Source organism: Mycobacterium sp. 94-17 (assembly GCF_035617725.1).
In the GTDB taxonomy this organism is placed as follows: domain Bacteria; phylum Actinomycetota; class Actinomycetes; order Mycobacteriales; family Mycobacteriaceae; genus Mycobacterium.
In genome coordinates, this window is record NZ_JAPIYN010000007.1 from 83,888 (window position 1) to 96,224 (window position 12,337).

General features: G+C 70.1%; 3 protein-coding genes. All 3 read right to left on the reverse strand.

Annotation, left to right across the window (positions count from 1 at the left end; translation table 11 throughout):
- Positions 1 to 41: 41 nt before the first annotated feature.
- The 3 genes from mbtG to OQ789_RS10650 are packed head-to-tail and all read right to left on the reverse strand — an operon-like array spanning position 42 to position 12,336.
- On the reverse strand, positions 42 to 1,328 hold the full coding sequence (mbtG, locus tag OQ789_RS10640; protein ID WP_324685563.1) for an NADPH-dependent L-lysine N(6)-monooxygenase MbtG: 1,287 nt from the start codon (positions 1,326 to 1,328) through the stop codon (positions 42 to 44).
- Complete coding sequence (locus tag OQ789_RS10645) at positions 1,325 to 5,764, reverse strand: amino acid adenylation domain-containing protein (RefSeq protein WP_324685564.1); 4,440 nt, start codon at positions 5,762 to 5,764, stop codon at positions 1,325 to 1,327. The genes mbtG and OQ789_RS10645 overlap by 4 nt, the downstream gene beginning before the upstream one ends.
- Positions 5,761 to 12,336, reverse strand: coding sequence for a non-ribosomal peptide synthetase (locus OQ789_RS10650; RefSeq protein WP_324685565.1), 6,576 nt, complete (start codon positions 12,334 to 12,336; stop codon positions 5,761 to 5,763). The genes OQ789_RS10645 and OQ789_RS10650 overlap by 4 nt, the downstream gene beginning before the upstream one ends.
- Position 12,337: the final 1 nt, after the last annotated feature.

The window sequence follows — 12,337 nt, forward strand, 5'->3', positions numbered from 1 at the left end:
GCGGCAGAACACATTTCGTCGCTGCACACCCCACGCCGTCGTCAAAGGGGTTGGCGCTCATCGCGTCTGCTGCTCACCGAATATTTGGACGGGCTGACGGTGGCCCCCAACACCCGGTCGGACAGCAGCCCAAGGCAGCTCAGGTTGGGAAAACCGGGCCCCTGGGTGAGTCCGGACAAGTTCGGCAGGAACAACTTCGGCGTCACATCCGTGACGGATAGGTCATAGCCGATCCCCTCCTGCAGCCGCTCTGAGGTCAGGGGCCCGCCCAAACCGAGCTCGAGCAGATCGAGCGCGTCCTGGCTGAATAGCGATGCGAACCACAGCGAGTCGGCGCCCGAACCGTCGATCACCAGATCGAACCCGTGTACCGTCTCGAGGTTCTCGCTGCCGCGGTTGGTGGACAGCGTCAACCGGATCTGCCCCTCCTTGCCCACCGCGTGGGCGACGCGGCCACGCAGGTGATGGATCCGATCGTCGGCCAGCAGCGCTTCCTGCACGTTGGACGAGAACACCCCACGGTCGGTGCGCGCCAACGCATCGCGACGTTCGGCAAGGGTGAGCGCCGGCCAGTTGGTGGGATCGGAGAACAGCGAGTTCTCGAAGAACCCCTCGCCGCGGGTGAACAGCGTGGCCTGCGGAGAAATCACGGTGATGCTCGAAACGCGGTGCCGGAACAGCTCGTAGAGCATCGCCGCGGCCGTCTCGCCACCCCCGACCACCGCGACCCGCTCCGCCTTGATTCGGTCGTGATTGGCGGCGCGGTCCCAGAACTGGGCAATCGAGAGCATCCGCGGGTTGCCGGGCAGCAAGGACCTTTCGGCCTGGCCGGGACCGGTGATCATCAATGCGTCGGCGTGCACGGTGGTCTCGTGCGTGTGCAGCGCCCAACGGTCCCCGCTGATCGCCAATCGCTCAACGTCACCGTGCACCACGTTCATGCCCACGTGGTCGGCGACCCAGCCCAGGTACTGACTCCACCGGCGATGCGTGGGGGCCGGCCTGCCGCGATCGATCCACTCGGCGAACGACGCCGTGGCGATCAGATATGACTGCCAGCTATAGCGGGTCATCCGCTCGTCGAGTTCCGCGTTGCGGCGCGGCACCAGCGCAGAGCGGTAGGGAAACCCGACGTCTTTTTCCGGGCTGGTGCCCAGCCGGTGCGCACCATCGGTCCAGCCGCCGCTTGCCTGCCAGTTCGCCGCGACGCCGATCCGCTCCACGGCGACGACGTCGGGCACCTCGACGCTCATCTGTCGCAGCGCGAACGCCTTGGCCGCCACGGCCACCGCCTTGGCGCCGGCACCCACGATCGCAAGTGTGCTCATTTCACGACCTCCCGCAGCGAATCAATCCAAAGTTCTTGTAGTGCAGCAATATCGGTGCGATCGAGGATGTCTGGCAGGGCGCGCCACTGCGCGGCCAGCACCCGCTCCCCGTCGTAGACCAGCACCATCGCCGCGATGGTGAGCTCGTGGCGCACCGCCAGATCCGGCTCCGGCACCGGCGACACCCCGGCGAGTAACTCGCGCTCGAGCCGCAACCCCGTGCCCCCGCCGGCGTGCGCGGCGCCGAGATAGTTCAGCAGCAGCTGCGGCGGCGCGAAGCCGGCGAGCCGCTGAGCGGTGTCGTCCCGCAGGTAACGCAGCAGCCCGAAGTCGAGTCCATCGCCGGGGATGGCCGCCAGCTTCTCCCCCACGCGGTGCGGATCGGCCGAGTCCAGCCGTACGGGGTAGATGGAGCTGAGCAACCCGACCGTGTCGCCGGTGTCGATCGTCCGTGCACCCGACTGGTCGACCAAACCGTCTGCGCGCCCGTGCGTTTCGAGCGCGAGCAGCGGGGGCGCGGCGGGCTGACCGCGCAGCTCGCGCCAGCGCGTCACCGCCGCGGCGGTGGCGGCGATAAGCAGCGTGGGCAGCGGCAGGCCCGACTCCAGCAGCCGGCGGGTGACATCGGCATCGGTGACGGCGTTACGCACGATCAGATCGCGGGCCCGGTCGCGGACCGGATCGAGCCGCCGGGCGCCGAGGTCAGGGTCGTCACCTTCGAGTTGGGCCGCCCAGAACTGCGCCGTGTCCAGCCGATGCGCCCGCGCCGTGAGCGCGTCCGCCCAGCGGCGATAGCTGGTGTGTTCGCGAATGGGCGCCGGTGCGTGGCCGGTGGCAAGGGCCGCCAGAGCGGCGGCCAGTTCGCCGAGCACGACGCGCCACGACGCCGGGTCCAGCGCGACGACGTGCGCGGCGAGCAGCAGAACGCTCTCCCCCGCCGGGGGCCGCAACCAGACCGCGGACAGCAGCGTTCCGCGTTCGGGGTCCAGGCGGTCGACGGCCCGGGCGACATGGGCGGGTACCACCGCGCTCAGATCGCCAACGACCTCAACCTCTTCGACGACGTCGGCGACGCCGGGGGCAGGCACCGGCACCAGGGTCATGGCGGCCCGGTCCACCCGGGTACGCAGCACCTCGTGGCCCGCGATGATGCCGGCCAAGGCCTCATCCAGCTGCTCGCGGCGCAGCGTCTCGGGCAGTCGGATGGCTTCGGTCTGGGCGAGCCTGCGCGGGTCGCCGAATTCGTAGAGCCACCGGCCGTTGGGCAGTAGCGGCATCGGCCCGGTGCCCGTGTCTTCCTGCCGGGTGGCGGCCGCGGTTTCGCAGTCGATCGCCTCGGCCAGTTCACGAACGTTGCCGCACTCGAGAATGATCCTGGCGCGCAACGGAATTCCGCGTGTGCGGGCCGATTGGACCACTGACAGCGCGACGATGCTGTCCATGCCCAGCTGCACGAAGTCGGCGGTGACGTCGACGCGCGGCTGCCCGAGCAGCTCCGCGAGCAGTTCGGCCAGCGCAGATTCCGTCGCGGTCTCGGGCGTCGCCGCCCCGGCCTCGGACTCGGCGGGGTCGAGATCGGCCAACGCGGTTTCGTCCAGCTTTCCGTTGGCGGTCAACGGGATCTCGTCGACCACGACGATGCGCTGCGGAACCATGTAGCGCGGCAACCGGGCGCTCAGCATGCTGCGCAGTTCGGGCGTCGTGGGCCGGTCGGCGGCCGAATCGGTGGCCACGTACGCGGTGAGCCGTGCCACGCCGCGGCGCTGCGCGACCAGCACCCCGGCGTGCCGCACGCCGGGGTGCGATTCGAGGGCGGCGGCGATTTCGCCGGGTTCCACGCGGTGGCCGCGGATCTTCACCTGGGCGTCGGCGCGCCCCACGTATTGCATTGAGCCGCTGGGCAATCGGCGCACCAGGTCGCCGGTGCGATACATCCGTTCGGCTCCCGCAAACGGATCGGCGACAAAGCGCGACGCGGTCTCCGGGCCGCGGCCCAGGTAGCCACGGGCGAGCTGAGCGCCGCCCAGATACAGTTCGCCCGTCGCCCCGCACGGCATCGGACGCAGCGCGGAATCCAGCACGTAGCCGCGGGTGTGCCGTGTCGGGAGCCCGATGGCCGGCTCGTCGTGCCCGGCGATGGCGGCGACCACCGCCTCGACCGTGGTCTCGGTGGGCCCGTAGCAGTTGTACGCCGTCATCGACGCGGCGCCGCACGCGTCGCGGATCTGGGCCCAGGCCACACTGCCGACCGCCTCGCCCCCCAGCGCGAGCACACTCAGCGGCGTCTCGCTGAGCAAACCGACGGCCTGCAGCTGGGCAAACATCGACGGGGTGGTGTCGATCATGTCGATGCCGTGCGCGGCGATCAGCGCGACGAGCGCCTCGGCATCGGTCTGGGTCTGCTCGTCGACGACATGCACGCCGTGTCCGTCGAGCAAGCCGACCAGCGGTTGCCAAGCGGCGTCGAACGCTAACGACCACGCGTGGGCGATGCGCAGCGGCCGGCCCAGCCTGTCCGCCGCGGGCCGCAGCACGCGGTCCAGATGATCGTCGGCATACGCGCCCACCGCGCCGTGAGTTCCAACGACGCCCTTGGGTTCTCCCGTCGTTCCCGAGGTGAACACGACGTAGGCGGCCTGGTCGGGTGAGACGTCCACGGGGGTGAAGTGGTCGTCATGCGGTTCGGTGGCGCCCAACAGGTCCCCGGTCAGCTCCTCGTCCAACACGACCAGCGCGCCCGACTGGCGCAGGATCGAGTCCACCCGTTCGGGGGGCATCCCGGGCACCATCGGCACGCACATCCCGCCGGCTTTGAGCACGGCGAGGATCGCGATGACGTACTGCGGGCCCCGGCCAAGCCGGATGCCCACCGGTGTTTCGGGCTTGACCCCCCGTCCGGCGAGTCGCGCCGCCAGGCGGGTGGACTGCAGATCCAGCTCGCGATAGGTCAGCGTACCGCCCGCTCCCCCGATTGCCGGGTCGTCCGGCGCGCGGGCCACCACATCGGCGAACCGGGCGTGAATGCTCAACGGCGACAGCGGAGTTGGTGTTCCGTCGCCGGTCAGAGGGTCCGCCTCGTCGCCCAGCAGGACACTGATGGCGCGCAGCGGACCCTCCCAGCCCCGCAGCAGCCTCTCGGCGGTGGCGAGTATCCGCTGGCCGACTGTGACCGCGGGAACGGCGCCCAGCGCTCCGTCGATCGCCTCGATCAGCACCACCAGCTCGTCGCCCTGCATGTGGGCGGCGACGGCGACGGGGAAGTGCGACAGGGTCTGCAGGGCGGACGGGCGGAATGTCACACCGCCGGCGGTCAATTCGCCGCCCGCGGCCATCCCGTCGGTCGGGAAGTTCTCGTAGACCAGCAGGGTGTCGAACATTTCCCCGACCCCGCCGAGGGCTCGCAGCTGGGCGTGCCCGAGATAGCTGTGCTCACGCAGCAGCGCGGCGTTGCGCTGCACGGCGCGACATTGCTCGCCGGCCGTCGCGCCCGGGTCGAGCCGCACGCGCAGCGGCACGGTGTTGACGAACAGGCCGACCATGGTCTCGACGCCGGTGAGTTCGGGTGGCCGGCCGGACACCGTGACCCCGAACACCACGTCGTGCGAGTCGGTCAGCCGCGAGAGCACCAGCGCCCACGCCATTTGCAGCACGGTGTTGACGGTGACGCCGCGGGACCGGCTGTCGTCGACCAGCCGCGCGGTGGCGCCGGAGGGCAGCCGCAGTTCGGTGGTTCGCGGCAGCGCCGGCCGCCGGCCCTCGGTCGCCTCGATCGAGCCCGGCGACGCGGCCAACAGGGTGGGGCCCGCCATGCCCGCCAGGTGTTCGCGCCAGACCCGGTGGCCGGCTTCCGGGTCGCGGCTCGCCAGCCAGCCGATGTAATCGCGGTACGGCCGCGGCGCAACCGGCAGCGCCGCCAGATCCCCGCCGGCCTGATAAAGGATCATCATCTCGTTGACGAACACCGGCAGCGACCATCCATCGATCACGATGTGGTGTGCGGTGAGCACCAAACGCCATTGCGCGCAGGGTAATTCGATCAGCAGGAAGCGGATGGCCGGCCCGCGTTCCAGGTCGAACGGTCGTCGGCGTTCGGCGGTCTCCAGCGCCGCCACGTCCCCGCGCGTGGCGGCGACCCGGCGCCAGGGCAACTCGACGTGGGACGGCACGATCTGCACCGGCCGCGGGATGCCCCGGCTGAAAAAGCTGGCCCGCAGGTTCGGGTGGCGCACCAGCATCTGCTCCGCGCACCGACGTAGCAGGTCGACATCGAGCTCGCCGGCGATGTCTGCCGCCATGCCGATGACGTACGGGTCGTCGGCCGCTTCGCCGTCGGCGAACTCGGCGAGCGTGGTCAGCGAATACAAGCCCTCCTGCAGTGGGCTCAGCGCCATGACGTCGTCGATATCAGGCGCGACAGCGGTTTTGGCGGCCGTCATGTCGTGCCTTCGCGAGACGACGAGAAGAGTTGAGTCACGGCGGCCAGATCCGACGGCGAGAGTCCGGAGGTGCTCATCGGCTCGAAGCGGGTATCGCCGGCCTGGTCACCCTGCCCGGCGCCGTCCCCGTCGGCCACGGCATCCAGCGCGGCGGCCAACTGGTGGACCGTCGGGTTCTCGAAGATCATCCGCGGGCTCACGGCCAGGCCGGCCGCGCGCGCCCGAGAGGCGAGTTGCACGGACAGGATGCTGTCGCCGCCGAGGGCGAAGAAGTCGTCGAGGCGCCCGATTTCGGGGGTCGACAGCAATTCGGCGAACACCTTGGCCAGCGCGCGTTCGGTGTCCGTGCGCGCCGGTTCCGTCCGGGCGCCGGTGCTGACCTCCGGCCGCGGCAGCCCGGGCCGGTTCAGCTTGCCCGACTCGGTTTTCGGCAGGACGTCGAGCACGGTCAGCGACGACGGCAGCATGTAGGCCGGCAGGGTCGCGACGATCGCGGCACGCACCTCCCCCGCGAACGTGGCCTTCTCGGCGTCGTCGCTGATCTGCCGTTGCGGCACCACATATCCGGCCAGCGACGTGCCGCCGTGCACCTCCCACGTCCGCGCGGCGGCGGCGGCGACGCCGCCGGCGGCCGCCAGGGCGGCCTCGACTTCGGCCAACTCGACGCGGAAGCCGCGCACCTGCACCTGATGATCGGAACGCCCCACGAACTCCAGTTGACCGTCCTCGGTCCACCGGGCCAGGTCACCGCTGCGATACAAGCGCGAACCCGGCTCGGCGCCATAAAGATTCGCGACGAACCGCGTCGCGGTCAGGGCCGGGCGTTTCCAGTACCCCCGGGCCAGCTGGTCGCCGGCGTAGTACAGCTCGCCGACCACACCGGCCGGCACGGGACGCAACCCGTCGTCGAGCAGGTAGGCCGCCGCGCCCGGGACCGGCCTTCCGACAAGCGGATTCGGCAGGCCCAACCGCCCGCGGGACACCGCGCCGGAGGTCTCGGTGGAACCGATGTTGTTCAGCAGCTCGGTGCCGGCGCCGTTTTCGTCGGCACACACCGACACCAGACGCTGCAGCAGCGCCGCGCTCACCGGTTCGCCACCGCACACCAGCCGGGACAGCGACCGCACGGCGTCGGGCCGGCTGTCCACCAGCGCCGAGACCAGGCTGGGCACGGCGGTGACCTGCGCCACCGAATGCCGATTCATCAGCTCCCCCAACGCCTCGGGGTCGCGTTGCTCGTCGTCGTCGGCCAGGATCATGGTCGCGCCGGCCGCCAGGCCGGCCAACATCTCCATGCCGCCCTCGAGGAAGGTGATCGAGGCCTGCGCCAGCCGAACGTCATCGGTGCGCGGCGGGTAGTGCCGCAGCTGCCAGTCGAGGCGGGCGGCCATCGAACGATGCGTCCCCACCGCGCCTTTCGGCTTGCCGGTGGAACCGGACGTGAACACCAGGTACATCGGGTCATCGGGATTCGGCAGCCGCAAATCCGTCTCCCGCGGATCGATGTCGTCGCGCTCCACCAGGGCCCGAACCTGGGGGTCGTCCAGGGAGATCAGCTCGGTCCCGGGCACCGCCGGCATGGTGTGCACCGCGTCGACCGTCGCCACCACGACCGGCGGCCGCACGTCGTCGAGCATGAACTGCTTGCGCGCCTGTGGATAACCGGGATCGATCGGGAAGTAGCCGGCGCCGGCCTTCATGATGGCCACCAGCGCCAAAACCAGCTCGATGCTGCGTCGGGTCGACAGCCCGACCAGCGTCCCGGGGCCCACGCCCTTCTCGACCAGCAGCGCGGCCAGGTTATCCGAATACCTGTGCAGCGCAGGGTAATCGATGCTGTGCTCGCCACATCGCACCGCGACGCGACCCGTGTCCCAGGTCCGGCTGGGCTCCAGCAATTCCGGGATGGTCCGCGGCCGGTCCTGGGGCGGCCGCGCACCGCGGCTCCAGTCCGCCAGCACGCGGCGCTGCTCGGCGGCGTCGATGAGCTGGACCTCTCGCAAAGTCTGATCGAGGTCGTCAGCAAACGCGGTGAGCGCCCGGGCGAGCCACTGCGCCAACCGCTCGATGGTGGCCCGCGCGTAGAGCTCGGTGCGGTAGATGACGTTGCAGTGGTAGCCGATGTCGCCGGAGCCGTCGGTGCCGAAGAAGTTGACGCTCAGATCGGCGTGCGCCATGTCGAAGACGGGGTCCAGCGAGGTGCAGACGGTGTCCTGCCCGCCGTTGCCCGTGGGGGCGGTCTCGATGACCCGCGTGGCGGAGAGGTGATCCCGGACGTGCACCACGACCTGGAACAGCGGGTTGCGGGACAGCGAGCGCACCGGGCTGACGCTGTCGACCACGCGGTCGAACGGCAGGTCCTGGTGGGCGTAGGCGGACAGCGCGGTCTCCCTGGCCCGCTTGAGCAGTTCCCGCAGCGTCGGGTTGCCATCCAGGTCGTTGCGCAGCACCAGGATGTTGACGAAAAACCCGATCAGCTGGTCCAACTCGGCTTCGGTGCGGCCGGCGACCGGGGTGCCCAGCGGAATGTCGCTTCCGCCACCGGCTTTGTGTAAGACGACGGCGACCACCGTTTGCAGCAGCATGAATTCGGTGATGCCCAGCTCGCGACACAACTCGCCGAGCCTGGCGCGGGTGGCCGAGCCGATGTGGAACTCGACGGACTCCCCTTCCCCGCTGGGCACCGGCTGGCGCGGGAAGTCCGGGCGCAGCCCAGTGTCCTCCGGCAACCCGGCCAACCGCCGGGTCCAGTACTCCCGCTGGTCGGCGGCCACCGCGGATTCCTGGCCGCCGGCGTCGCCCAGGAAGGCGCGCTGCCAGGCCGCGTAGTCCGCATACTGCACGCGAAGCGGGGCCCAGGACGGCGCCTCCCCGCCGCGGCGGGCCCGGTAGGCGGTCATCACGTCGGAGAACAGCACACCCGCCGACCAGTGGTCTGAGGCGATGTGATGCACGACCAGCGACAGCACGTGCTCGTCGGTGTTCCGCGTGCGCAGCACCGCGACCCGGAGGGGCAGTTCGGCGTCCAGCTCGAAGCAGTGACACCGCTCGACGTCGAGCTGCCGGCGCAGCCAGGCGTCGTCGGGTCCCTCCTCGCGACGCACCGGAACCTGGGCGTCGGCCGGGCCGACGACCTGATACGGAACGCCGTCCAGCTCGACGTAGCTGGTGCGCAAAATTTCCTGCCGGGCGACCACGTCGCCGACGGCGGCGATCAGCGCGTCGATGTCCCACGGCCCGGTCAGTTTCGCCGCGAACGGGATGTTGTTGACCCGGCTGGGCCCGTCCACCCGGTAGGCGAACCAGCTGCGCAGCTGCGAGGCCGAGAGCGGCATGGGCTCGTCGTGCGCGGTGGCGATCAGCCTGGGCCGCGACTGTGTCAGTTCACCCGAAGCCAACTGGTCGATGCGCTCGGCCAGCGCCCCGACCGTCGCGAGTTCGAACACGTCGCGGATGCCGATCTCCACGCCGCATTCCGCGCGGATCGCGCTGACCAGTTTGGTCGCGACCAGTGAGTGGCCGCCCAAGTCGAAGAACGAATCGTCGACGCCCACCCGTTCGTGGCCGAGCAGCCCCGAAAACAGTTGCGCGATGCGCTGTTCGGTGGGGGTCGTGGGGTCACGGTACGCGGTGGCCGCCGCGATCTGTGGTTGCGGCAGCGCGTCTCGGTCGATCTTCTGGTGCGCGGTGATCGGGATCTCGTCGAGCACCACATAGGCGGCCGGGGTCATATAGTCCGGCAGCGCGGCGGCCACCCGGGCCCGAATGCGCTCGACGTCAACCGTTTCCGTGCCCGCGCCCTGGGCCGGCGTCACGTAGCCCACCAGGCTCTTGCCCAACTGGGGCAGGTCCATGGCCAGCACGACCGCCTGCCCGACGCTTGGGTCAACTGAGATCGCGGCCGCGACCTCACCCAACTCGATCCGGAAACCGCGGATCTTCACCTGCTCGTCGGCCCGGCCGACGAATTCGATGTCGCCGTCGGCATTGCGGCGGGCGAGGTCACCGGAGCGGTACATCCGCCCGCCGGGGGTGAACGGGTCGGCGACGAATCGCTCGGCCGTCAACTGCGGCCTGCGGTGATATCCATGCGCGACATGCGTTCCGGCGATATAGATTTCACCGATCACACCGACCGGAACCGGTTGCAGCGCATTGTCGAGCAGGTACACCTGCGTGTTGATCTTGGGCTTGCCGATCGGCACCACCCTGGTGCCCTGCGCGCCCTCCACCGGGTAGCTCGTGCAGTTCACCACCGTCTCGGTCGGCCCATAGAAGTTGTGCAGGGACGCGTCGAATGTGGCGTGGAACTTGTCGGCGATCTCGCCGGGGAGCGGCTCCCCGCCGATGGGCACCCGTCGCAGCGTCCGCCACTGTCCGACGCCGGGCAGCGAGAGGAACAGCCCCAACAGCGACGGCACAAAGTGCATCGACGTGATGCCCTCGCGGGCGAGCAGAGCCGTCAGGTAGCCGATGTCGCGCAGCCCGTCGGGACGCGGAATCACCAAGCGGGCGCCCATGATCAGCGTGCCGAAGATCTCGCCCATCGACACGTCGAAGCTGGGCGAGGCGACCTGCAGCAGACGATCGGTGTCGTCGACCCGGTATTCGTCGCCGAACCAGACGAAGTACTCGGCGATGGGTGCGTGCGGCACCGGGACACCCTTGGGTAGCCCGGTGGAACCCGAGGTGTAGATCAGGTAGGCGGTGTTCTGCGGGCTCAGCGGGCGGATCAGTTCTGGCGCGGTGGCGGGGTAGCGCGCCGCGTCGGTAACCGGTTCGCGCAGCACCAGTTTGGCGTCGGCGTCCTCGAGGATGAAGGTGAGCCGGTCCTGCGGGTAGGTGGGATCGACCGGCAGGTAGACGCCGCCCGCTTTGAGCACCCCGAGCGCCGTGATGACCAATTCGGGGGACTTGTCCAGCAGCACCGCGACGCGATCCTCGGTGCCGATCCCCTGCTCGACGAGCCAGTGCGCCAACCGATTCGACTCCTCGTCGATTTCCCGGTACGCATACGCACGACCCTCGTACACGACCGCGACGGCGTCGGGCGTCAGCCTCGCCCTGCGGCCGACCAGCTCGGGCAGCGTGCCGGCCGGGGTGACGAATTGCTCACCGGTCGACACCGCGCGCAGCCACTCGGCGTCCTCGGCGCTCATCAACGCGCATGTCGACAGTCGCGCGTCGGGCTCGACGAGCAGGCTGTCCAGCAGGGCCGCGTAGTGGCGCAGCATCTGCTCGACCAGCTGCTGATCCATCACCTCCACCAGGTATTCGGCCTCCACCGTGGCACCGGCGGAGCCGTCGGGGGCCCGGTTCAGCTCGACCATCAGGCTCAGCGGCAATTGGTTGAAGTGGCCCCGCAATTCGCCGCGTTCGCAGCGCACGCCGGGCGGGCAGAAGCCGGGGCCGTCGGGCTCGCGTTGTCCGAAGCTCACCCGGGTCATCCGGTCGGCGCCATGCCGGCGATCGGGATTCGACTCGCGCACCAGCCAATCCAGGTCGGCGCGCGAATGCGCGAAGGCGCCCACCGCGTCATCGCGGGTATGGGCCAGCAACTCGCGGAACGTCTGGTGCGGCTGCGGACGCAACCGGATCACCACGGTGTTGCCGTAATACCCGATGACATCCTCAGCGCCCACGCCGCGGTTGAGCACCGGGGCGGCGACCAGGAAGTCGGTCGACTGCGTGTAGCGGTGCACGAGCGCGGCGAACGCGGCCATCAGCACCATGTAGGGCGTCGCGCCCGTCTCGCGGGCCAGCGCGGCCGCCCGGTCGACGGTGTCCGCCGACAGCTGAGCGAACGCGCGCTGCGCACGCCAGGTCGTGGGCACCACCGAACCGTTGGCCCCGGGCAGCTCGAGGGGCTCCGGCAGGCCGGCCATCCGCGGCCGCCAATAGTCCAGGTCCGCCGGGGGAATGGCGGTCGATTCCGCCGAAAGATCGCTCAGCACTTGGCCATCCGCGAAGGCCTGCGGGTCGGTGTATGCGCGGGTCAGGTCGGCGAAGAACGGCGCCCACGAGCCGTCGTCCCAGGCGATGTGATGCGCGGTGATCAGCAGCATCAGTTCGTCGCCGGCCAGGCGCGCCACCGTGACCCGCAGCGGTGAGTCCTTGCTCAGGTCGAAGGGCCGGCGAAAGTCGCGCTGCGCCAACACATCCAGCCTCAGCCGGCGCGCCTGATCGGTCAGCCCGGCCAGGTCGTGCTCGTTCCATTCGGGACGCAGGTCGTCGCTGAGCACCGGGTGCGGGTTGCCCTCACTATCGGTGGCGTACGTCGTGTGCAGCACCGGGTGCCGCGCGGCGACGGCGTCAACCGCGCGGTGCAACCGGGCGGTGTCGACCGGCCCGGACAGGCGGTAGGAGACGCAGATGTTGAGCAGCGCGCCGTCGGGATCGACGGACTGCACGAACCACATCCGGTGTTGCCCGACCGACATGCGTGGCCGGTTGTCGGGCGCCGCGGGCGCCGCGGACGTCGCCCTGGACAGGCCACGTTCGGCGAGCTTGCGGCGCAGTAATTCCAGCCGCTCGTCGTCGAGATGGGTGCTGACGCCGGTGGGGTCTGTCACG

Coding starts and splice junctions, on each gene's coding strand:
- OQ789_RS10645 (WP_324685564.1), bottom strand. CDS start 5,764: ATGACGGCCGCCAAAACCGCTGTCGCGCCTGATATCGACGACGTCATG.
- mbtG (WP_324685563.1), bottom strand. CDS start 1,328: ATGAGCACACTTGCGATCGTGGGTGCCGGCGCCAAGGCGGTGGCCGTG.